We start from the raw sequence: 23,485 nt of genomic DNA on the forward strand, positions 1-23,485 counted from the left end.
TCGACCCCGGTGCCGCAATGAAGTGATTGACCGAGTGATCCCCCGGCGCCCGTTTACACGGTCAACAACATCCACGACAAAGAATAAGAAGGGGAAACGCCATGCCTCATGGGGACGTCATTACCTTGCCCAAACTGCTCACCAAGGTGCCCGAGGTGGTCGGTAATCTGCCCGGCCTGATCAAGGGCGCGCGCATGGGTAAACTCACCGACACCCGGCGACCGGTGGGCCTGGGGGTGGCGTTCGAGCGGGCGGCGTCGGAACATCCGGCCGGCATCGCTTTGATCCAGGATGAACGGGCCTTCACCTACGCCACCCTGAACGGCTGGGCCAACCGCGTCGCCGACTACCTGGCCTCCATCGGTTTGAAAAAAGGCGACACCGTGGCGGTCAACCTGGAGAACCGGCCGGAGTTGCTGGCCACGGTGATCGGTTGCGCCAAACTGGGGGTGTGCGCGGCGCTGCTGAATACCGCCCAGCGCGGCAAGGTGCTGGTGCACAGTTTCAACCTGGTCGCCCCCAAGGCGGCCATCATCGGCGGTGAACAGCTCACCGCGGTGCAGGCGGTGCGCGACCGCCTGGACCTCCGGGAGCACTTTCTTTATTTCGCCGACCAGGACACCCTGGCGGACCCGGGCGAGGCGCCGGAAACCTACGTGAACCTGGCCGAGGCGATCAAACGCCGTTCCAGCGCCAACCCGGCCAGCAGCCAGCGGACGTTTTTGCGCGATCCGCTCTTTTATATTTATACCTCCGGTACCACCGGCCTGCCCAAGGCGGTGGTGTTCAATCATGGCCGTTGGGAAAAAGCCTACGGCGGGTTCGGCTTCTCCTCCGTGCGCCTGGACGCCCACGACCGGCTCTACTGTACCCTGCCGTTCTACCACGCCACCGGGCTGGTGGTGTGCTGGGCCTCGGTGATCGCCGGGCGCGGCGGGCTGGTGCTGGCGCGGCGCTTTTCGGCGAGCCGCTTCTGGGGGGACGTACGCCGCCACGACTGCACCGCTTTCGGCTACGTGGGTGAGCTGTGCCGCTACCTCCACGAGCAGCCCGAGAAACCGGACGATGCCGACAACCCGGTGCGCACCATCGTCGGCAACGGTCTGCGCCCGAGCATCTGGAAAGCGTTCAAAAAGCGCTTCGATATCGACCGGGTGGCGGAGTTCTACACCGCCTCGGAAAGCAATGTGGCGTTCACCAATGTGTTCAACTTCGACAACACGGTGGGCTTCTCGCCGGTGGGCTATGCCATCGTCCAGTACGACAAGGAAGCGGACCAGCCGGTGCGTGACGCCCGTGGTTTCATGCGCCGGGTGCGCAAGGGCGAGGCCGGCCTGATGCTCGGCGAAATCACCGACAAAACGCCGTTCGACGGCTACACCGACCCGGAAAAAACCGAAAAGGCGATCTTCCGAAACGTGTTCAAGAAAGGCGATGCCTGGTTCAACACCGGCGACATGATGCGTGATATCGGCTACCGCCATGCCCAGTTCGTCGACCGACTCGGCGACACCTTCCGTTGGAAAGGCGAAAACGTCTCCACCACCGAGGTGGAGCAGATCCTGGACGGCTTCGAGCAGATCGTGGAATCCGTGGTCTACGGCGTGGAGATCCCTGGCACCAATGGCCGCGCCGGCATGGCCGAGCTACGCCTGGACCGCCCCCACGGCGAAGCGGATTGGGCCGCCCTGAGCGCCTGTCTGGCCCGCGAACTGCCGCCCTACGCGGTCCCGGTGTTCCTGCGCGTCACCGACGGCGGCGTGGAAACCACCGGTACCTTCAAGCACCAGAAGAACACGCTGAAGGAAGAAAAGTACGACCTGGAGCGCGTCAACGATCCGGTCTACGTGCTGCTGCCCGGCGAACACCGTTACCAGCCCCTCACCCCGGAGATCCAGCAAGCCATCGATGGTGGTGAATACCGCTTCTAGAACGCCGGGCCCACGCCGGGACGCGTCCATGATGGAGGACTCGGCCGCTAATACCCGATAAGCCATAAAAAAAACGCGGGCCGGAGCCCGCGTTTTTTTGTCCGTGGGTGGGGCAGGGATCAACCCGCCTGGATCTTCTGGAACAGCCACTCGTGCAGGCCGTCGGAGATCAGCGGCAGGAAGGACACGATCAGCAGCGCCGTCAGCATCACCGCGATCGGCAGGATGAACTTCTCGTAGCGGCGGAAGAAGCTGCCGGTATGAATCCTGGCGCTTTCCACCTCGTCGTCGCCCACCACCTGTCGCGTCAACAGATGGTTCAACGCCACCGGTGGCGTCAGATACCCCAGTTCGAAGGCCACCAGCGTGATCATCCAGAAATGCAGTGGCGCGATACCGTTATCGAACGCCACCTGTGCGATGGTGGCGTTGACCAGAATCACCGCCCCGTAGGGGTCCATGATCATGCCGATGATCACCATCGTCACCACCAGGATGCCCATCGCGATCCAGATCGACGGGAAGGTCTCGGGCAGCATTTCCAGCAAGCCGGAGCGCTCGATGATGCCACCGGTACTCACCGACAGAGCCATCAGCATGAGCAGCGCGCCGATGTGGCCGGTGGTCTCGTTGGTGGCCAGCCGCAACGCGCCTTCCATCTTCTCGGACACGCCTTTTTCCGGTTGGTAATGCGGGTCCTGGTCGCCGGTCTTGACCAGATAGTGGACCACCATGAAGGTGCCCAGTACCAGGTTGCGCCAGAACTCACCCCAGAGGATGCCCTCCAGCTCCACCGGAGACACGCCGGCTGGCGTGGTGCCGGTGCTGAGCGCGTGGTAACCCTCCCAGATGCCCTGGAACGACAGGAACAGCATCGGTACCAGGAACAGGCTGAACAGATGCAGCAGGTGCTTGCTGAATTTCTCGTAAAGCAGTACGGCAAGCAGCATTACCGGCAGGATGATGGGCGCCGAGAACTCATCCAGGTGGCGGCCCAGCAGATCGCTGAACAGCACCAGCACCGAGCCCACGATGATGCCATAGGGCATCAGCGGTACCAGCCGCTTGAGGCTGCGCGGCAGCGCCTCGGAGAACGGCGCGATGCGCGCCGGCGAGGTGCGCGCGAACTGGCTGTAGATGAAGAACAGGAACAGGCTCAGGAAGAAAATCTTGTAGCCGGAGGCGAACAGCTCGGTGGTGGTCACGCTCTTGTTGAGCGCGGCGATGATCACCACCAGCAGGCAGGGCCGCAGCACCACGCCCATGGAGCCGGACATGGCGGTGGCCGCCAGCGCCAGTTGCTTGCGCGCGCCGACGCGGATCAGTTCCTGATAGATGGTGGCGCCGGCGGCGATCACGAAGATCCCGGAGGCACCGGTGTAGGCGGTGGGAATGGCCGCCACGGCCAGCACCACGAAGCACATCAGCTCCGGCGACATCTTCCAGGGCCGCAGCACGTCGAACACCAGGTGCGCCAGCTTGGTCTGCTTGAGCAGCATGCCGATCCAGATATAGAGCGCCAGGTTCAGGAACAGGGTGGACAGCTCCATCATCATGTTCAGATAGACGCTGATGCCATGGTAGTAACCCTGCATCATGAACTGCACCGACGCGGTCAGGCACATGAAGGTGTACAGCGGAATGGTGAGGAACGCCTTGGGCCAGGAGCCGCCGTCCTCGAGATCCTTGGGCGGGCGGAAAAGCTGCAGCAGCGAGGCGGCGGTAAGCAGGGCGAAGCCCGCCACCCAGAAACCGTGCAGGTAGAAATTGCCCACCGTGACGCCGGCGTCCATGGCTTCCACGTCCTTGGCCCGGTACACGGCGGCGGACATCAGCAACAGGCCATTGGCGCACAACTGCGCGATGGTGGAGATGTAGTGGTCCTTGCGGGTACGTGACGGTCGCAGGGAGATGTGATGCCGGGCCAGCGTGGCGGTGGCCGCGCAGATGATCACCAGCAGACACAGCAGCAACCGCTTGTAATCACCCAGGGTGGACACCACCCGGGCCACGGTGCCTTCCACGTTGCGGAACATGATCACCCCGGGGGTGACCTTCTCCTGCACCGTCTGGTAGCGCTCCCACTTACCCTGGCAGTTGGCGCGGGACGCCTCCAGGGAGTTGCGGATGGCGCCTTCATCCACTTCCGAACCGCCGAGAATGTCGGCCAGCGGGTCGTCCTTGGCTTCGGCGCGACGCTGCTCGGCGATCTCGCGTACCCGCTGGTCGATGTCCGGGTCCGGGTTACAGGTGGGCTCGGGCACCATGCCCGCGCCGCGCAGCAGGAAATATTCGTCCCAGGTCGCTTCACCAATTTTCAGCAACTGGGAGTGGATGATCTGGCCGGAAGAAAGAAAAATGACGATCAGGAGAATAAAAAGGGTAGGCAGGGAGGAGAGCCATTCACCCACCGATCTCCTGGCCACGGTAAAAGTCGGTTTATCCATTGTTCACCCGGTTTGATTCTTGCCGCCAGTGGCGGAATCGTGGCGCCTGGGCGCCGGTTGGTCCGTTCGCGGCAGCGCTATCCGCGGTACGGAGTAAGGGGAAAGAAAAGCGGGGCCCGGAGGGGCCCCGCGGGTCGGTGATCGGAGGCGATCACAGAGTGCACTCGGCCCGGGAAGGTTCGTACTTGCAACGCACCTTCTTGAGCAGGCCAACCAGTTCCTTGCTGTAGATACCGTCCTGGGTCATTTCCAGCCGCGCCTCACGCAGCATTTCGTCGTAGCGGAGCCGGTCCTGTTCCGGGATGTCGATCCACCACTTCTTGTCGACCTCGTTCTCCGCGTTGCGGATCACGTTCATGGCGCGGTCGAACTGGCCAAGCATGAACTTGCGGGAGTTGAGGGCGAACTCCTCGCTGAAGCGGTCCTGGCGCAGCACGATCTGGGTGGTGAGCTGGCCCAGGGTGTAGCGGATGATGCCGCCGTCGGGCTGCATGCCCTTGTAGAGCTCCAGGGCGGAGTAGGCCACCACCGGCGCGAAGCAGATGTCCACGGAGTTGTTGTTGAAGCGGCCCGCGAAGTTGGTGATGTCGGACAGCACCGGCGACATGCCCACTTTGGAAGCCATTTCGGCCTGGGCCGGGTCGTATTCCATCACCGAGATGGATTTGCCGGACAGTTCGCCGACGGTGTCGATGGACTTGTCCTTGACGAACAGATAGGCCGCGCCCATGGGGATCATGCCGCCCATGATGTAGGAACCGGACTTCATTTTGTCGGTGATGGAGGGGGCGTCGCTGGCCAGCACCCGCATCACGGTCTTCAGTTCCTCGTAGGTGGGGATCGCGCCGATCGCCTCCATGCTGCCGGCGAAGCTGTTGAACTGACGTACGCGCAGGCCGGTGAGCACGGCGGCGTCGCACTGACCGGCCTTGAGATCCTCGGCGGCGATCTTCTCGTCGGTGTAGGGTTTGAGCTTGAGGTCCACGCCCCAACCGGCGGCCTGGGTCTTGAGGTCCTTCATGACGTTGTACACGTCACCGTTGGCGCCAATGATATCGAATACGCAAAGGCTGCGTTGCTCCGCCGCCTGGGCGGAAACCGCGCCCAGGCCCAGCGAGGCCACCGCGGCCAGGGCAAAAGTCTTGAAAACGCGCATCACGGTTCTCTCCTTGCAGATACTTCTTGTGGAATGGGAGCGGGACGGGCTCGGGAAAGCGTCCCGCTCCTAAAGGCATTGGAGCTTACAGCAGGTCGTTGATGTCCATTTCCGGTTCGTCCGGCTGGTCGTCCCAGAAGGTACCCAGGCCGCTCAGCGGAGTGCGCTTGCCGGTGTTCTCGGTCCACAGCCGGTCGGACAGGCCGGTCACCAGGAGGCCGGCGATGGTGTCGATCATGGCGTAGTCCGGATTCAGGTTCTGGTCGTTGGCGGCGAAGTTGCGGATCGCCTCGCGCAGACGCTGATTGTCGCCTTTGCTGTAGGCGCTCATGGCGTACAGCGCGCTGCTCAGGCGAACGCCCTGTTCGAAGCCCAGCTTCTCGGACTGTTTGAGGGTCTGCCAGGGCTGGGCGCCTTCCGGAGCCAGCTGCGGCAGGATCGACCAGATGGTGGCGCGCACGGCCATGGGGGCGCCCCACCATTTTTCGTTGTCCAGGCACTTCATGCGGCGCTCGACCTTGGCGACGATGTCACGCGGCACGCCCACGGTACCGTCGGCGACGCCGTCGGCCACCAGGGCCTGCACGCCGGCCACGTTGCCGACCAGCCACACCAGTTCGTCGAAGTCCTTGCGCAGACGCGGGCACTGGCCTTCCTCGAGGGGGCCGTACTTCTCGTCCATGATGCGGAAGGATTTGTAGAGACGCTTGGCGGCGACGGCGGACAGGCGTTTCTGGGCGATGCGCGCGTCCTGGGCGGAGGAAACGTTGCCGGCGCGTACTTCACGCTGGTAACGAAGTTCTTCTTCCAGGGCCATCTGCTCGACGCAGACAGCGGCGGTGGTGAAGGTCATTACCCCCAGTTTTTCCGGCCAGGAGCCCACTTCCTCGAAGGACATCAGAAGCGGGGTCTGCGCCTCGCCGGTGATGCAACCCATGCGGATATCGTCGTAGGCGAGAAGGTGAGGCGCCATTTCGGCCTCACCGAAGGTGACCAGGATATCACCGGTGCTTTTCCAGATCATGGCACAGCCGGAAAGCACGGTGATCATCCCCCCCGCCAGGATAAGACGTGAGGAACGAACAAGTTTATCGACTAGAGAACGCATTCCTTGAGCTCCTTTTTATTGTTCTCTCGGCGCGAGCACCGGTTCAGAGCAACATACAGAACGGCTCTGAGTTGGCACAAGCGCCACTTACATAAATGCCTGTAAGTCATTACAAACATGATGCTAGCCTTGAGATCATGAGTTTGAGGCCCGCTGGTGATAATGACCCTGGGTCGCGGCTCTGATGTCAAAACAGCCAATGCCTTCAAGGAACTTGTCGCGGAGTTCGGAAATAGTGATGACCAAGGAACCCGGCCCCGAGGCGGGGCGCGCGGACCTGTCCCGGGAACGGCAAGGCCTGGCGCTGGTGCGCAATACCGCCCGGGGCGCGCTGCGTATTATCGAAACCCTGAGCGTGGTGGGCCGGCAGGGCGCCGGCTGGCTGCTTGGCGACCGGGACGCCTTGCCCCGGCGCCTGCGCCACACCTTTGAATCCCTGGGCGCCACCTACATCAAGCTGGGCCAGTTCATCGCCAGCTCGCCGTCTCTGTTCCCCGAGGAGTATGTCCAGGAGTTCCAGAAGTGCCTGGATCGCACGCCGCCCATGCCATTTCACTATATCCGCGAGATGGTGGAGAGCGAATTGGGCAAACCCCTGGCGGAGGCCTTTGAATGGGTGGATCCGCAACCCCTGGCCAGTGCCTCCATCGCCCAGGTGCACGCCGCCCGGCTGCACAACGGCGCCGAGGTGGTGATCAAGGTGCAGCGTCCCGGGGTGCGCAATGTGCTGCTCACCGATTTCAATTTTCTCTATGTTTCGGCCCGGGTGATCGAGTCCCTGGCGCCGGGATTGTCCCGATCGGCATTGTCCGGGGTGGTCGAGGAACTGCAGGCGGGCATGATCGAGGAATGCGATTTCCTGCAGGAGGCCCGCAATCTGGAGGCGTTCAATCGTTTCCTGGCGGAAAGCGGCAATACCGCCGTGGTGGCGCCGCGGCCGATCAGCTCCCATACCACCGCCCGGGTGCTCACCATGGAACGCTTCCACGGCGTGCCGCTCACTGACCTGGAGGTGCTGCGCGCCTATACCGACGACCCCGCCGGTACCCTGGTCACGGCCCTGAACACCTGGTTCTCCAGCCTGATGCTGTGCGATTTCTTCCACGCCGACCTGCACGCCGGCAACCTGATGCTGCTGGAGGACGGGCGTGTCGGGTTCATCGACTTCGGCATGGTGGGGCGCATCCGCCGGGAGACCTGGTCGGGGATGATGGAGTTGTTCGATGCCATCGGCAATGGTGACGTGAACGCCATGGCGCGGGCCATGGCCATGGTCGGCATGACCCGCGAGGAAGTGGACGTATCGGCCCTGGCCCGGGACATCGGCGCCCTTCAGGAGCGGCTCACCGAGGTGGACGCCAGCGCTCTGGTGCAGGCGGACCGCAACGACCGCGAGGTGAACCAGCTGCTCACCGAGCTGGTGCGCATCGGTGAGGGGCACGGTATCCGGTTTCCCCGGGAATTCGCCTTGCTGCTCAAGCAGTTCTTGTACTTCGACCGTTATGTGCAGGCGCTGGCGCCGGAGCTGGACATGTTCAACGATCAGAGGGTGGATATGTTCGGCGCCCTGGATCAGTTGCCCGGTGGCGACGAGCCGTTGCATTGAGCGTTGGCGCGCGTCGCGACTGAAGTCGCTCCTACGACAGGCCGCTGTAGGAGCGACTTCAGTCGCGATCAACGGCCACCGATTTCACCGCTTGATGTCGGAGCACTCCGCCCGGGTGTTGTCGAGCTTGCAGCGAATGCGCTTCTGCAATTCCAGCATGTCGGCGCTGTAATAGCCGCGCCGCTCCAGTTCCTGCCGCGCCTCGCGCATCATCACCTCGTACTCCCGTTTGTCGTCCTCGGGAATCTCCACGAACCAGTGCTCCGGCACCACCCTGGTTTCCCGGCGCACGCGACCGAGAAAGTCGTCGTAGCTTTCGAAGAACAGCTCCCGGGTGATCTGCGCCAGCTCCGGGGTGATGCGGTCCTTGTGCCCCACCAACTGAAGGGTGATCTGCGCCAGCGGGTAGTTGATGATGCCGCCGTCCGGCTTCATGCCCTTGTACAGCTCCATCAGCTGGTAGGCGGCCAGGGGCGCGGCCAGGACGTCCACCACGCCGTTGTTGAACAACCCCGGCGCGTGGACGATGTCGGTGGGCACCGGGGCGGCGCCCAGGTCGCCCACCATTTCCGCCTGCACCGGGTCGTAGTCGAGCACCGCCACTTTCTTGCCGGCGGCCTTGCCCAGGGTATTGATGCGTTTGTCGTTAACGAAGATATAGGCGCCACCGGCCGGCGCCACGCCCAGCACCACGTAGTCGCCCTGGGTCATGCGCGGCGCCGAGCGCGGGTCGGCCAGCACCTTGAGCAGCATACGAAGGTGTTCCTCGGTGGGCAGGCCGCCGATGGAATCGATGGTGCCGGTGTACTGGTTGAACAGGCGCGCGCGCATGCCGGTCATCAGGGCGGCGTCGCAGCGCCCCGCCTTGAGGGTTTCCACCATGACCCGCTCATCGGTGTAGGGCTCCAGGTTCACCTTGATGCCATACTTCAGAAAGCGGGTGGTCTGGTCCCGGGCGGCGCTGAAGATGGGGCCGTTGCGTCCCACCAGGTCCCAGATGCAGATGCTGACCTCGCGGCGGTCGGCGAGGCGTTCGCGCAGCGGGCGGTCGTCGGCGCCGGCGGGTGCCGCCAGGGCGCCGGCCAGAATCAGCAGGGCGGCGAACAGCGGGCGCTTCATGAGCCGCCCCCGGCGCATTCGCCCCGGGACGAGTCGAACTTGCAGCGGATGCGACGCTGCAGATCGAGCATGTCGCCGCTGTAGTAATCTTCCTGGCGCAGCACGTTGCGGGCGTCCTGCATCATGCTTTCATACACCCGTTTCTCGTTATCGGGGATGTGAATCCACCAGCGTTTCGGTACCCGGTCTTCCTCGATTTTGACCCGGTCACGAACCCGGTCGTAGGCCTCGAAGGAGGCTTCGCGCACCAGTTGCGCGATCTCGTTGGGGAATTTATCCAGCCGGCCCACCAACTGCATGCTCAGTTGCGCGATCGGGTAATCGACGATGCCACCGTCCGGCTCCATGCCTTTGTACAGTTCCAGCAGCTCATAGGCCACCAGCGGCGCGGCGAGAATGTCGACCACGCCGTTGTTGAATTTGTTGGGGGCGCTGACGATGTCCGACGGCACCGGGGTGGCGCCGATGCCGGCCACCATTTCCGCCTGGGTCTGGTCGTAGTCGAGTACCGCTACTTTCTTGCCGGCGGCCTTGGCCAGGGAACTGATTTGTTTGTCGTTGACGAAGATGTGCACGCCGCCACCGGAGAACATGCCCATGATCACGTATTCGCCCTGCACCATCTTGTCCGCCTGGCTGGGATGGGCGAGCACCTTGAGCAGGGTGCGCATGTGCTGGTTGTCCGGCACGCCGCCGATGGAATCGATGGTGCCGGTGTACTTGTTGAACAGGCGCGCGCGGAAGCCGCTCATCAGCGCCGCGTCGCAGCGCCCGGCCTTGAGCTCCTCGACCATCACGGTTTCGTTGGTGAACGGCACCATTTCCAGGTTGATGCCGTATTCCTGGGCCATGGCGCGCTGGTCCATGGCGGCCTGGAACACCGGGCCGGCCCGGCCGGCGATGTCCCAGATGCAGATCTTGCGACTCAGGGCGGTGCCCGGCGGCATCTGGTCGATGCCCACCAGCTTGCTGATCGCCTTCAGGCGCACCCGCACCGGCATGTCGCGGGAATAATAAATATCGGCCAGGCCCTGCACCACGCGGTCGTCGATGGTGACGCCGGGGAGCAGTTTCTGCATCGCCTGACGTTGTTCGTTGTTGAGTTGCATTTGCTGCGCGCCGACCGCGCAAAACGATGACAGAATCAGTGCAATTAAAATCAGGGTAAAACGACGCATAATAATCCCTGCTTTTGTTTTTAGAGGGGTTTTAAGCGAGTTAAACACGGGGCGCTGAGCGTGAAGATGCCGGCTTGACGGTGGCGGGTGGCGCCGGGGCCAAGGGGGCGCTACCTTGGAGCGCCCCGATGGGACCGGGTGGTGGTTATTTCGGTTGGGCGTCCAGGGACACGCCGTTGATGTCGCGGCTGTCCGGGCCGAGCAGGAACAGGTAGGGCGCCACGATGTCCGCCGGGGTCTTGAGAGTGGCCGGGTCCTCGCCGGGGTAGGCGAGGGCGCGCATGTCGGTGCGGGTGGCGCCCGGGTTGAGGGTGTTGGTACGGATCGGGCTGATGTTCTCGAGCTCGTCGGCCAGGGTTTGCGCCAGGTTCTCGGTGGCCGCCTTGGAGGCGGCATAGGCGCCCCAGAAGGCCCGGCCGCGCCGGCCCACGCTGGACGAGGTGAACAGGATGCGGCCGTCGTCGCTGTTGCGCAGCAGCGGCAGCAACGCCTGGGTGAGGTGGAAGGCGGCGTTGACGTTGACACGCATCACCGATTCCCAGGTGTCGGCGCCATAGCGGTCCAGCGGGGTGATGTCGCCGAGCACCGAGGCATTGTGCAGCACGCCGTCCAGGCGCCCGAATTCCTTCTCGAACAGGCCGGCCAGTTCCCGGTAGTCCTCCGGGCGGGCCACTTCCAGATTGACCGGCGCCAGGGCCGGCTCCGGGCCGCCGGCGGCCTTGATCTCATCGTAGACCGCTTCCAGCTTGGCCTGGGTGCGGCCCAACAGGATCACGGTGGCGCCGTGGGCGGCCAGGGCCAGCGCCACGGCGCGGCCGATGCCGGCGCCGGCGCCGGTGACCAGGATGATGCGGTCCTTGAAGGTGTCCGCCGCGCATTGGTAGTTCACGGCGCGATCGTTGATTGCCTTGATGTCCATGTCTTAAGAATCCTGGTTGAGGCTGCGCAGCAGGGCGGGCAGGTCCTCGCCCCGTTCCAGATAATGGTCCGCCGGCCAGGCGCGCGGGTTGTCGTCGGCGTCCACGTAGCCGAAGGCGGCGGTGGCGGTGACCATTTTCGCATTGAGGCCGGCCTGGATGTCACGCAGGTGGTCGCCCACGTACAGACAGTGCACCGGGTTGGCGCTGGCGGCGGCCGCCGCCATCAGCAGGCCTTCCGGGTGCGGTTTGCGTTCCGCCACCTGATCCGGGCAGATCACCGCCACGGCCCGCTCCAGCAGCCCGAGCCCGGCCAGCACCGGGCGGGTGAAACGCTCCGGCTTGTTGGTGACCACGCCCCAGGGCAGGCCGTTGCTTTCCAGCCAGGCCAGGGATTCCGGCATGCCCTCGAACAGCCGGGTATCCACGTCCAGGCGCCGGCCATAGGCTTCCAGCAGATCGTTGAGGCGCTGGTCGAAGCCTTCGTCGCCGGGGGCCAGGCCGAAGCCCAGCTCGGTGAGCGCGCGGGCGCCGTTGGAGACGGTGGCGCGCACCGCCTGGTAGCTCACCGGCGGATGACCGTGGGCCTCCAGCACTTGGTTGAGCACCACGTAAAAATCCGGAGCGGTGTCCACCAGGGTGCCATCGAGATCGAAGAAAACCGCCTCAAGCACGGCGCACCGCGTGCATCAGATAGTTCACGGAGACATCCCGGTTGAGTTTGTAGACCTGGGTCAGCGGGTTGTAGGTCATGCCGGTGGTGTCGCGCACCTCCAGGCCCGCGTCGCGGGCCCAGCCGGCCAGCTCCGACGGGCGGATCAGCTTGGCGTATTCGTGGGTACCCCGGGGCAGCAGGCGCAGCACGTATTCGGCGCCGACGATGGCGAACAGGAACGCCTTGGGATTGCGGTTGATGGTGCTGAAGAACACCTGGCCGCCGGGTTTCACCAGGGTGGCGCAGGCGCGGATCACCGAGGACGGGTCGGGCACGTGCTCGAGCATTTCCAGGCAGGTGACGGCGTCGTACTGGCCGGCGCGCTCGGCGGCGATGTCCTCGGCGGGCACCTGACGGTACTCCACGTCCACGCCGCTTTGCTCGGCGTGCAGCCGGGCCACGGCCAGGGGCGCCTCGCCCAGGTCGATGCCGGTGACCTCGGCGCCGCGCCGGGCCATGCCCTCGGAGAGCAGGCCGCCGCCGCAGCCGATGTCGATCACTTTTTTGCCGGGCAGGTCGAGGCGTTCGTCGATGTAGTTCAGCCGCAGGGGGTTGATGTCGTGCAGCGGGCGGAACTCGGAATCCGGGTCCCACCAGCGCTCCGCCAGGGCGTTGAATTTGGCGATCTCGGCGCTGTCGACGTTGGCTTGGCTCATTGCTCGTTCTCCGGTGAGTGGTCGGCCCGGGCGATCTTGTCGCGCCATTCGCCGGCGGTCTTGGCGATCAGGGCGGTGTTCAGGGTGGTCAGGCGGCGTTCTTCCATCAGGCAGCGGCCGGCCACCCAGCTGTGTGTCACCTGGTCACGGGTGGCGGCGTACACCAGTTGCGCCACCGGGTCGTAGACCGGCTGGGTCTCCAGCGCGCCCAGGTCCACGGCGACCATATCCGCCTGCTTGCCAATTTCCAGTGAACCGACGCGGTTTTCCAGCCCCAGGGCGCGGGCGCCATTGAGGGTGGCCATGCGCAGCGCCTGGCTGGCGGACACCGCGTCGGCGCGCTGGCTGACGCCCTTGGCGAGCAGGGCGGCGGTGCGGGTTTCGCCGATCATGTCCAGGTCATTGTTGCTGGCGGCGCCGTCGGTGCCCAGGGCGACGTTGATGCCGGCGTCCAGCAGCCGCTGCACCGGGCAGAAGCCGCTGGCCAGTTTGAGGTTGGATTCCGGGCAGTGCACCACCTGGGTACCGGTGTCCGCCACCCATTGGATCTCCTCGTCGAGCAGCTGGGTCATGTGCACCGCCATCAGCCTCGGGCTGAGCAGGCCGAGCTGCTTGAGCCGGGCCAGGGGGCGCTCGCCGTTGGCCTCGACGGCGGAGTGAATCTCGCCGGCGGTTTCGTGCACGTGCATCATCACCGGCGCGTCCAGCTCCTCGGCCAGGGTCAGCACCTGGCGCAGCGGGCCGTCGGAGACGGTATAGGGGGCGTGGGGGCCAAAACCGATGGTGATGCGCGGCTCGTGGCGCCAGGCGTCGGCGGCCTGGGTGGTCAGGCGCAGATAGTCCTCTGGGCCTTCGCCCATGGGCGTGGGGAAATCCAGGATCGGCGCGAACAGGGCGGCGCGCAGGCCCGCTTCCATGACCACCCGGGCGGCGGTTTCCGGGAAGAAATACATGTCGCCGAAGCAGGTGGTGCCGGAGCGGATCATCTCCGCCGCCGCCAGGCGGGTGCCGTCGCGCACGAACGGCTCGCCGATCCAGCGCCCCTCGGCGGGCCAGATGTGCCGCTCCAGCCAGGTCATCAGGGGCAGGTCGTCGGCCAGGCCGCGGAACAGGTTCATGGCGGCGTGGGTATGGGCGTTGACGAGCCCGGGAATCAGCAGGTGGCGGTCGAGGGTCACGGTGTCGTCGGCGACCCATTTCCGCGCCGCCAGGGCGCTGGGCAGCAGGTCGACGATGGCGCCATCGCGCACCACCAGGGCGTGGTCGGCGAGGGCGCCGCTGTCCGGCGCCACCGGCGCCACCCAGCGCGCCTGGACGATCAGATCCGCGCGGTTGTCGGTCATGAAAGGCTCCCTGTTCGGTCAGGCCGCGAGTATAGCCGCGTGGCGATACGAGTTGTAGGAGCGGCTTCAGCCGCGATCGCGCGGGTGTGGCCATCGCGGCTGAAGCCGCTCCCGCGGTGTGCTGGAAGCGGTCCCCGCGCGGGGGGAGGCGTCGTGGTCGTCCGTATCGCCCGGCGAGGCGCCGCTGTGCTATCATCCCGAGCTTTCCCGGACTGTCCCTGGACCCCATATAAAGGAACGCCATGACGGACCTCGCCAAAGAAGTCACGCCCGTCAATATCGAGGACGAGCTCAGGCAGTCGTACCTGGATTACGCCATGAGCGTGATCGTCGGCCGCGCCCTGCCGGATGTGCGCGACGGCCTCAAGCCGGTACACCGGCGCGTGCTGTTCGCGATGCACGAGCTGAGCAACGACTGGAACAAACCCTATAAAAAATCCGCCCGGGTGGTGGGTGACGTAATCGGTAAATACCATCCCCACGGGGACTCCGCCGTATACGACACCATCGTGCGCATGGCGCAGCCGTTCTCGCTGCGCTACATGCTGGTGGACGGCCAGGGCAACTTCGGTTCCATCGACGGCGACTCGGCGGCGGCCATGCGGTACACCGAAGTGCGCATGTCCAAGATCGCCCATGAACTGCTGGCCGACCTGGACAAGGAAACCGTCGATTACGTCGACAACTACGACGGTACCGAGCGCATTCCCGACGTCATGCCGACCCGGGTGCCGAACCTGCTGGTGAACGGCTCCTCGGGCATCGCCGTGGGCATGGCCACCAATATCCCGCCGCACAACCTGCGCGAGGTGGTGGATGGCTGTCTGGCGCTGATCGAGGATGACAGCCTCACCCCGGACGACCTGATGGAATACATCAAGGGCCCGGATTTCCCCACCGCCGGCATCATCAATGGTCGCGCCGGTATCGTGCAGGCCTACCGCACCGGCCGTGGCCGCATCTATGTGCGCGCCCGCGCCGACATCGAGCAGATGGACAAGGGCGGCAAGGAAGCGATCATCATCCATGAGCTGCCCTACCAGGTGAACAAGGCGCGGCTGATCGAGAAGATCGCCGAGCTGGTCAAGGACAAGAAGATCGAGGGCATCACCGAGCTGCGCGACGAGTCCGACAAGCAGGGCATGCGGGTGGTGATCGAGCTGCGCCGGGGCGAGAACGCCGAGGTGGTGCTCAACAACCTCTATCAGCAGACGCAGATGGAGTCGGTGTTCGGCATCAATACCGTGGCCCTGGTGGACGGTCAGCCCAAGACCCTGAACCTGCGCGAGCTGCTGGACGCCTTCCTGCGCCACCGCCGCGAGGTGGTCACCCGGCGCACCGTCTATGAGCTGCGCAAGGCCCGTGAAAAGGCCCACCTGCTGGAAGGTCTGGCGGTGGCGCTGGCCAACATCGATCCGGTGATCGAACTGATCAAGGCGTCGCCGAGCGGCGCCGAGGCCAAGGAAAAACTGCTGGCCCGGGGCTGGGCGCCCGGCGACGTGCTGACCATGCTGGAGCGCGCCGGCGGCGAGAACGCGGCGCGCCCGGACGGTCTCGACGACGCCTATGGCCTGCACGACGGCCTTTATCACCTGAGCCCGGAACAGGCCCAGGCGATTCTCGACCTGCGCCTGCAGAAGCTCACCGGCCTGGAGCGCGAGAAGCTGGTCACCGATTACCAGGAGCTGCTCGACCAGATCGCCGAGCTGATGCTGATCCTGGCGGACCCCCAGCGCCTGATGCAGGTGATCCGCGACGAGCTCACCGCGGTGCGCGACGAATACGGCGACGACCGTCGCTCCGAGATCCAGACCTCCCGTCTGGACCTGAGCATGGAAGATCTGATCGCCGAGGAAACCGTGGTGGTGACCCTGAGCCACGGTGGCTACGCCAAGATTCAGCCGATCGACACCTACCGGGCGCAGAAGCGCGGTGGGCGCGGCAAGTCCGCCGGCCAGCTCAAGGACGAGGACTACGTGGAGCACCTGCTGGTGGCGGGCACCCACGATACCCTGTTGTGCTTCACCAACGTGGGCAAGGTGTACTGGCTGCGGGTGTTCGAGCTGCCCCAGGGCGGTCGGGCCTCCCGGGGCAAGCCGATCGTCAACCTGATTCCCGCGCTCAAACCGGAGGAGCGGATCACCGCGATCCTGCGCCTGGACGCCGAGCAGGTGCGCCAGCGCGGCAGCGGCGACGATGAGGAAGAGAGCGACGCCGAGGTGGTGGACGTGGCCGAGGACGCCGACGGCGCCGAGGCGGAAGTGGACGCCCCGGCGGTCGCCGGCCCGTTCATCTTCATGGCCACCTCCAGCGGCGTGGTCAAACGCACCGAGCTGGCGCGCTTCGCGCGGCCGCGCAGCAGCGGCCTGATCGCGGTGCGCCTGCAGGACGGCGAGGACCTGGTCAACGTGGCCATCACCCAGGGCGACGAGGACGTGGTGCTGGTGGCGGGCAACGGCAAGGTAGTGCGCTTCCAGGAATCCCGGGTACGGGTAATGAGCCGTATCGCCCGGGGCGTGCGCGGCATGAAGCTGGCCGAGGGCGAGCAGGTGATCGCGCTGATCGTGCCCCAGGAAGGCGGCCAGATGCTGGCGGCCTCGGAGAACGGCTACGGCAAGCGAACCGACCTGAGCGAGTTCCCCACCAAGGGGCGTGGCACCCAGGGTGTCATCGGCATGGTGGTCAACGAGCGCAACGGTCCCCTGGTGGGCGCCACCCAGGTGTTCGGCGGCGAGGACGTGATGCTGATCTCCAACCAGGGCACCCTGGTGCGTACCCGCGTGGACGAGGTCAGCCATCTGGGCCGTAACACCCAGGGCGTGCGCCTGATCCGGCTCGGCGACGGCGAGGCCCTGTCCGGGCTGGCGCGGATTCCGGAGCTGGACGGCGACGACGACCCGGAGGTCGAGGGCCCCGAAGGCGACCAGGACGCTCCGGTCGAGGGCGGTGAGGAGAATAATGAATGAGCCGCGCGTATAACTTCTGCGCCGGGCCGGCGGCGTTGCCGGAAGCGGTCCTGAACCGGGCCCGCGAGGAAATGCTGGATTACCAGGGCACCGGCATGTCGGTGATGGAAATGAGCCACCGCGACTCGGTGATCGTGGAGATGGCCGAAAAAGCGGAACGCGACCTGCGCGAGCTGCTCGGTCTGTCCGACGACTACGTGGTGCTGTTCCTGCAGGGCGGTGCCAGCGCCCAGTTCGCCATGGTGCCCCTGAACCTGCTCGGCGACGCCGGCAAGGCGGACTACGTGAACACCGGCCAGTGGTCCAGCAAGGCGATCAAGGAAGCGCGTCGTTTCTGCGAGGTCAACGTGGCGGCGTCCAGCGAGGACGCCAACTTCACCTACGCCCCGGCGCAAAGCGAGTGGCGGCTGTCCGACGATGCCGCCTACGTGCATTACTGCCCCAACGAGACCATCGGTGGCCTGGAGTTCGATTTCGTGCCGGAGGTGGACAAGCCGCTGGTGGCGGACATGAGCTCCACGATCCTGTCGCGGCCGCTGGACATCGACCGCTTCGATCTGATCTACGCCGGTGCCCAGAAGAACATCGGCCCGGCGGGCCTGACCCTGGTGATCGTGCGCAAGGACCTGCTGGGCCGCGCCGGTCCCACGGTGCCGTCCATGCTCAATTACCAGATCCACGCCGACAACGGCTCCATGTACAACACGCCGCCCACCTTCGCCTGGTATCTGGCCGGCCTGGTGTTCGAGTGGCTCAAGGAGCAGGGTGGGGTGGCCGCCATGGGCGAGATCAACCGCCGCAAGGCCGGCAAGCTGTATGATTTCATTGATGCCAGCGACTTCTACAGCAACCCGGTGCGTCCCACCCAGCGCAGTTGGATGAACGTGCCGTTCGTGCTCGCCGACAGTGCTCTGGACAAGGATTTCCTGGTCGCGGCGGATGCCGCCGGCCTGCGTAACCTGAAGGGCCACCGCAGCGTGGGCGGCATGCGCGCCAGCATTTACAACGCGGTGCCCGAGGCGGCGGTGGACGCCCTGATCGGGTTCATGTCGGACTTCGAGAAACGGAAAGCCTGATGAGCGACAAACCCAGCCTCGATACCCTGCGCGAACGGATCGACAGCCTCGATCAGCGCCTCCAGGACCTGCTCAACGAGCGCGCCGACCTGGCTCACCAGGTGGCCGAGGTAAAGCGCGCCGAGGACCCGGCGCCGGTGTTTTACCGGCCCGAGCGCGAGGCCCAGGTGCTGCAGAGGGTCAAGGAACGCAACACCGGCCCCATCGACGCCGAGGACATGGCGCGTTTATTCCGCGAGGTGATGAGCGTGTGCCTGGCCCTGGAGCAGCCCATGCGGGTGGCGTTCCTGGGGCCCGAGGGCACCTTTACCCAGCAGGCGGCGATCAAGCATTTCGGCCATTCCGTGGAGAGCGTGCCGCTGGGCGCCATCGACGAGGTGTTCCGCGAAGTGGAGGCCGGCGCCGTGCACTTCGGCGTGGTGCCGGTGGAGAATTCCACCGAGGGCATGGTCAACCATACCCTGGATTCATTCATGAATTCGGATCTGAAAATCTGCGGCGAGGTGGAGCTGCGCATCCATCACCACCTGCTGTCCGGCCCCCATACCCGCCGCGACAAGGTCACGCGCATCTATTCCCACCAGCAGACCCTGGCCCAGTGCCGCCAGTGGCTGGACGCGCACATGCCGGCGGTGGAGCGCATCGCGGTGAGTTCCAACGCCGAGGCGGCGCGCCGCCTGCGCGATGAATGGAACGCCATGGCCATCGCCGGCGACATGGCCTGCGAGCTCTACGAGCTGGAAAAGGTACAGATCAACATCGAGGATCGGCCGGACAACACCACCCGGTTTCTGATCATCGGTCGCCAGGACACGCCGCCCTCCGGTCGTGACAAGACCAGCCTGCTGGTGTCCGGCAAGAACCGCCCGGGGCTGCTGTCCGACCTGCTGCGCCCGTTCCGCGACAGCGGCATCAACCTGACCCGCCTGGAAAGCCGGCCCTCGCGTATCGCCAACTGGAGCTATGTGTTCTTCATCGACTGTGAAGGCCACAAGGAGGACCCGGCCCTGACCAGGGTGCTGGAAGACCTGGACGCGGACGGCAATACCATCAAGGTGCTGGGCTCCTACCCCAAAGCGGTGCTATAAACGGCTTGCACGCTGGCACGCTTCACGCTCGCACGCACCACGTCGAGCCGGGCGTGCCAGCGTGAAGCGTCAAGCGTGAGAGCGAATATGAGCTGCGATTACATCCAATTGGCCAACACCGGCGTGCAACGGCTCAAACCCTACGAGCCCGGCAAGCCCATCGAGGAACTGCAGCGCGAGCTGGACATCCACGACGTGCTCAAGCTGGCCAGTAACGAAAATCCCCTGGGTCCCAGCCACAAGGCCCTGGACGCCGCCCGCCACGCGCTGGAACGGGTCCACCTGTACCCGGACGGCGCCGGCTTCGAACTGAAAGCCGCCCTGGCCGGGCAACTGGGCGTGGACAGCGACCGGCTGGTGCTGGGCAACGGCTCCAACGACGTGCTGGAACTGGTGGCGCGGGCCTACCTGCAGCCCGGCGACGAGGCGGTGTTTTCCGAGTACGCCTTCGCGGTTTACCCACTGGTGACCCTGGCCTGTTCCGCCAAGCCGGTGCAGGTGGAGTCGCATCTGTATGGCCATGATCTGGCGGCCATGGCGGACGCCATCACCGAGCGCACCCGCATCGTGTTCCTGGCCAACCCGAACAATCCCACCGGCACCTGGTTCAACGACCACGCCCTGGACGCCTTCCTGGAGCGGGTACCGGAAGAGGTGCTGGTGGTGCTCGACGAGGCCTACTTCGAGTACGTGGAGGAAAGCCATTACCCGGATGGTCTGACCCGGATTCAGCGTTACCCCAACCTGGTGGTGACCCGCACCTTCTCCAAGATCCATGGCCTGGCCGGCCTGCGGGTCGGCTATGGCGTGGCCCATCCCCAGGTGGCGGACGTGCTCAACCGGGTGCGTCAGCCGTTCAACGTGAACATTCCGGCGCTGGCCGCCGCCCAGGCGGCCCTGGGCGACAGTGATCACATCGAGAACTCGAAAAGCGAGAACGCCGCCGGCCTGGCGCAGCTCGCCGAGGGGCTGGCGGAGCTGGGCCTGGAGCAGATTCCCTCGGTGGCCAATTTCGTTACCTTCGATTGCGGCGGCGACTGCCTGCCGGTGTACCAGGCGCTGCTGCGCGAGGGCGTGATCGTGCGCCCCCTGGGCGGCTACGGCCTGCCCAATCATCTGCGCGTCACCGTCGGTACGGCCCCCGAGAACGAGCGCTTCCTGAAGGCCCTGGGTCGGGTTCTGTCACGCTGATGGCGGAGCAACCCATGTTCCGGCGGGTGGCGATCATCGGCCTGGGGCTGATCGGCGGTTCCTTCGCCGCCGCCCTGCGCGCCCAGGGCCTGGCCGCCACCGTGGTGGCCGGCTCCCGCTCGGCGCGTACCCTGGAGCAGGGTCTGGCCCTGGGGCTGATCGACGAGGGCAGCCAGGATCTGGCGCTGGCGGTACGGGGCGCGGATCTGGTGTTCGTGTCCACGCCGGTGTCCGCCATGGAAACGGTGCTCACCAAGCTGGCTCCGGGCCTGAGCGAGCGCGCCCTGATCACCGACGGCGGCAGCGTCAAGGCAGCGGTGATCGACCAGGCGCGGCGCGCCCTGGGCGCCCACTTCACCCGCTTCGTGCCCGGCCACCCGATTGCCGGCAAGGAAAAAAGCGGCGTGGAAGCCGCCGACGCGGATCTGTACCGCCACCACCGGGTGATTCTCACCCCGGTGGTGGACACCGATCCGGACGCCGCCCGGCGGGTCAGTGAATTGTGGACCGCGCTCGGCGCCGAGGTACTGAGCATGGCCCCGGACCACCACGACCAGGTGCTGGCGGAAACCAGCCATCTGCCGCACCTGCTGGCGTTTTCCCTGGTCGACACCCTGGCCCGCCAGGGCGACTCCACCGAGATCTTCCGCTATGCCGCCGGTGGCTTCCGGGATTTCACCCGCATCGCCGACTCCGATCCGGTGATGTGGCACGACATCTTCCGTGAGAACCGGGGCGCGGTGCTCGACGCCCTGGGGATGTTCCGCGATGGCATCGACCGCTTCCGGCGCGCCATCGAGGACAACGACAGCGATGCCCTGATGGGCATCATGACCCGGGCCAACAGCGCCCGGGCCCATTTCATGGCCATGAACGCGCGCACCTCCTACACTCAGGCGCGGCGTTCCGATGACGAGACAGGCATGACACAGCATTCCGACCCCACCTTCGTGGTGGCCCCGGGCGGCCGGCTTCACGGCCGGCTGCGGGTCCCGGGTGATAAATCCATGTCCCACCGCGCCATCATGCTGGCTTCCCTGGCGCGGGGCAGCACCGAGATCAGCGGCTTCCTGGAAGGCGAGGACGCCCTGGCCACCCTGCAGGCGTTCCGCGACATGGGAGTGGTGATCGAGGGCCCGCACAATGGCCGCGTGCTGGTGCACGGGGTCGGCCTGCATGGTCTCAAGGCCCCGGGCAAGCCGCTCTACATGGGCAACTCCGGTACTTCCATGCGCCTGCTCACCGGCCTGCTGGCGGGCCAGGCGTTCGACACCGAACTGACCGGTGACGCCTCCCTGTCGAAGCGGCCCATGGAACGGGTGGCCCGGCCATTGCGAGACATGGGCGCGGTGATCGAAACCGGGGAGGGCGGTCGGCCGCCGGTGCGCATCCGTGGCGGCGCCGCCCTGAAAGGCATCCATTACCACCTGCCGATGGCCTCCGCCCAGGTGAAATCGGCGGTGCTGCTGGCTGGTCTCTATGCCGAGGGCGAGACCTCGGTGACCGAGCCGGCGCCCACCCGGGACCACACCGAGCGCATGCTCAACGGCTTCGGCTACCCGGTGGCCCGGGACGGCGCCACCGCCTCCCTGAGCGGTGGTGGCGAGTTGCGCGGCGGCCAGTTGGACGTGCCGGCGGATATTTCCTCGGCGGCGTTCTTCCTGGTGGGCGCCAGCATCGCCGAGGGCGCCGAGGTGACCCTGCCGCATGTGGGCGTGAACCCCACCCGCACCGGCGTGATCGATATCCTGCGCCTGATGGGCGCGGACATTCGCCTGGAAAATCAACGGGATGCGGGCGGTGAGCCGGTGGCGGACCTGGTCGTGAAAAGCGCCCCGCTGAAGGGCATCGTGATCCCCGAGGAACTGGTGCCCCTGGCCATCGACGAGCTGCCGGCGGTGTTCATCGCCGCCGCCTGCGCCGAGGGCGAGACCGTGCTGCGTGGCGCCGAGGAGCTGCGCGTGAAGGAATCCGACCGCATCCAGGTGATGGCCGATGGCCTGGCCACCCTGGGCGTGGAACACGAAGTGTACGAGGACGGCATCCGCATCGTCGGTGGCGCCTATGGCGGCGGCGAGGTGGAATCCCACGGCGACCACCGCATCGCCATGAGTTTCGCCATGGCGGCGCTGCGCGCCTCGGCGCCGATCACCATTCACCATTGCGCCAACGTGGCCACCAGCTTCCCCGGCTTCGCCGAGCTGGCCCGGTCCGCCGGGCTGGCCCTGGACGTGCGCGCTCCTCAGGAGAGTCAATGATTCCAGTCATCACCATCGACGGCCCGGTATCCTCCGGCAAGGGCACCGTGGCGCGGCGGGTGGCCGCCCGCCTGGGCTGGCATCTGCTGGATTCCGGTGCCCTCTACCGGGTGCTGGGGCTGCACGCGGAGCGCCGTGGCGTGCCCCTGGACGACGAGATGCGCCTGATCGACCTGGCCGAACAGTTGCCGGTGGAGTTCCGGGAAGGCGAGGGCGATACCGCGGTGTTGCTGCAGGGCGAGGACGTCAGCCAACTGATTCGCGAGGAGCGGGTGGGCGAGCTGGCCAGCCAGGTGGCGGTGCTGCAGCCGGTGCGCGACGCTTTGTTCGCCCGCCAGCGGGCCTTCGCCCAGCGCCCGGGGCTGGTGGCCGACGGCCGTGACATGGGCACCGTGGTGTTTCGCGACGCCCCGCTCAAGGTGTTTCTCACCGCCAGCGCCGAGGAGCGCGCTCGGCGGCGCCACGCCCAGTTGAAGGAAAAGGGCTTTGGTGCTACCCTCGCCACCCTTATCGAGGACATCCGTACCCGGGACGAGCGCGATATGAAGCGCGCCGTGGCGCCGCTCAAGCCGGCCCCGGACGCGGTGGAAATCGATTCCACCGAGCTCAGTGTGGAGCAGGTGGTGGATCGTATTCTCGATGAAGCCGCTGCCCGGTCGCTGACCTGACGGCACCGGTGGTCCAGATTACCCCGTAGGAGCGGCTTCAGCCGCGATACCGTGCCCGCCGG

17 protein-coding genes are annotated in these 23,485 nt (G+C 65.8%); 8 read left to right on the top strand and 9 right to left on the bottom strand.

What is annotated here, in order from left to right; all coding sequences use genetic code 11:
- Positions 1-101 precede the first annotated feature (101 nt).
- Entirely contained in the window at positions 102-1,931 is a 1,830-nt protein-coding gene (locus JF515_RS03220; protein WP_203100953.1) for a long-chain-acyl-CoA synthetase, read from the top strand.
- Between the two features lie 119 nt (positions 1,932-2,050).
- Here the strand turns inward: JF515_RS03220 and JF515_RS03225 are convergent, their stop codons facing one another.
- The 3 genes from JF515_RS03225 to JF515_RS03235 all read right to left on the bottom strand — a co-directional run bounded on the left by JF515_RS03225 (position 2,051) and on the right by JF515_RS03235 (position 6,585).
- A complete protein-coding gene (locus tag JF515_RS03225; protein ID WP_203100955.1) occupies positions 2,051-4,378 on the bottom strand; it encodes a TRAP transporter large permease subunit in 2,328 nt (775 codons plus the stop codon).
- A 151-nt stretch (positions 4,379-4,529) separates the two neighbouring features.
- Positions 4,530-5,534 carry a putative solute-binding protein gene (locus JF515_RS03230; protein ID WP_203100957.1) on the bottom strand — a complete coding sequence of 335 codons (1,005 nt, stop codon included), beginning with the start codon at positions 5,532-5,534 and terminating at the stop codon, positions 4,530-4,532.
- An 85-nt stretch (positions 5,535-5,619) separates the two neighbouring features.
- A complete protein-coding gene (locus JF515_RS03235; RefSeq protein WP_238400811.1) occupies positions 5,620-6,585 on the bottom strand; it encodes a hypothetical protein in 966 nt (321 codons plus the stop codon).
- A gap of 295 nt (positions 6,586-6,880) precedes the next feature.
- On the opposite strand from JF515_RS03235, the gene JF515_RS03240 reads away from it, so the two are divergent.
- Positions 6,881-8,248 carry an ABC1 kinase family protein gene (locus JF515_RS03240; protein ID WP_203100961.1) on the top strand — a complete coding sequence of 456 codons (1,368 nt, stop codon included), beginning with the start codon at positions 6,881-6,883 and terminating at the stop codon, positions 8,246-8,248.
- An 84-nt stretch (positions 8,249-8,332) separates the two neighbouring features.
- On the opposite strand, the gene JF515_RS03245 is transcribed toward JF515_RS03240, so the two are convergent.
- The 6 genes from JF515_RS03245 to JF515_RS03270 all read right to left on the bottom strand — a co-directional run bounded on the left by JF515_RS03245 (position 8,333) and on the right by JF515_RS03270 (position 14,176).
- The gene (locus tag JF515_RS03245) at positions 8,333-9,367 is read right to left on the bottom strand and encodes a putative solute-binding protein (protein WP_203100963.1); all 1,035 of its coding nucleotides are present in this window, start codon (positions 9,365-9,367) and stop codon (positions 8,333-8,335) included.
- Positions 9,364-10,476: a putative solute-binding protein gene (locus tag JF515_RS03250; protein WP_238400812.1), complete on the bottom strand. Its 1,113-nt coding sequence runs from the start codon at positions 10,474-10,476 to the stop codon at positions 9,364-9,366. Before JF515_RS03250 ends, JF515_RS03245 begins: the two co-directional genes overlap by 4 nt.
- 214 nt (positions 10,477-10,690) lie before the next feature.
- Complete coding sequence (locus tag JF515_RS03255) at positions 10,691-11,464, bottom strand: YciK family oxidoreductase (protein WP_203100967.1); 774 nt, start codon at positions 11,462-11,464, stop codon at positions 10,691-10,693.
- A gap of 3 nt (positions 11,465-11,467) precedes the next feature.
- Positions 11,468-12,136: an HAD-IA family hydrolase gene (locus JF515_RS03260; RefSeq protein WP_203100969.1), complete on the bottom strand. Its 669-nt coding sequence runs from the start codon at positions 12,134-12,136 to the stop codon at positions 11,468-11,470.
- Positions 12,129-12,833, bottom strand: a complete 705-nt coding sequence (ubiG, locus tag JF515_RS03265) for a bifunctional 2-polyprenyl-6-hydroxyphenol methylase/3-demethylubiquinol 3-O-methyltransferase UbiG (protein WP_203100971.1) — start codon at positions 12,831-12,833, stop codon at positions 12,129-12,131. Before ubiG ends, JF515_RS03260 begins: the two co-directional genes overlap by 8 nt.
- Positions 12,830-14,176 carry a TRZ/ATZ family hydrolase gene (locus tag JF515_RS03270; protein ID WP_203100973.1) on the bottom strand — a complete coding sequence of 449 codons (1,347 nt, stop codon included), beginning with the start codon at positions 14,174-14,176 and terminating at the stop codon, positions 12,830-12,832. The genes ubiG and JF515_RS03270 overlap by 4 nt, the downstream gene beginning before the upstream one ends.
- Before the next feature lie 242 nt (positions 14,177-14,418).
- On the opposite strand from JF515_RS03270, the gene gyrA reads away from it, so the two are divergent.
- From gyrA to cmk, 6 genes are all read left to right on the top strand, one after another.
- Positions 14,419-17,142 (top strand): DNA gyrase subunit A, encoded by a 2,724-nt coding sequence (gene gyrA, locus JF515_RS03275; protein ID WP_203100975.1) that lies wholly within the window; start codon positions 14,419-14,421, stop codon positions 17,140-17,142.
- Complete coding sequence (gene serC, locus JF515_RS03280) at positions 17,139-18,218, top strand: 3-phosphoserine/phosphohydroxythreonine transaminase (protein ID WP_203100977.1); 1,080 nt, start codon at positions 17,139-17,141, stop codon at positions 18,216-18,218. Before gyrA ends, serC begins: the two co-directional genes overlap by 4 nt.
- The gene (pheA, locus tag JF515_RS03285) at positions 18,218-19,306 is read left to right on the top strand and encodes a prephenate dehydratase (RefSeq protein WP_203100979.1); all 1,089 of its coding nucleotides are present in this window, start codon (positions 18,218-18,220) and stop codon (positions 19,304-19,306) included. Before serC ends, pheA begins: the two co-directional genes overlap by 1 nt.
- 87 nt (positions 19,307-19,393) lie before the next feature.
- Positions 19,394-20,497 (top strand): histidinol-phosphate transaminase, encoded by a 1,104-nt coding sequence (gene hisC, locus JF515_RS03290; RefSeq protein ID WP_203100981.1) that lies wholly within the window; start codon positions 19,394-19,396, stop codon positions 20,495-20,497.
- On the top strand, positions 20,497-22,755 hold the full coding sequence (locus JF515_RS03295; RefSeq protein WP_203100983.1) for a bifunctional prephenate dehydrogenase/3-phosphoshikimate 1-carboxyvinyltransferase: 2,259 nt from the start codon (positions 20,497-20,499) through the stop codon (positions 22,753-22,755). The genes hisC and JF515_RS03295 overlap by 1 nt, the downstream gene beginning before the upstream one ends.
- A complete protein-coding gene (gene cmk, locus JF515_RS03300; protein WP_203100985.1) occupies positions 22,752-23,423 on the top strand; it encodes a (d)CMP kinase in 672 nt (223 codons plus the stop codon). The genes JF515_RS03295 and cmk overlap by 4 nt, the downstream gene beginning before the upstream one ends.
- The last annotated feature ends 62 nt before the right edge of the window (positions 23,424-23,485 follow it).

Source organism: Alloalcanivorax marinus (assembly GCF_016785095.1).
GTDB lineage: Bacteria > Pseudomonadota > Gammaproteobacteria > Pseudomonadales > Alcanivoracaceae > Alloalcanivorax > Alloalcanivorax marinus_A.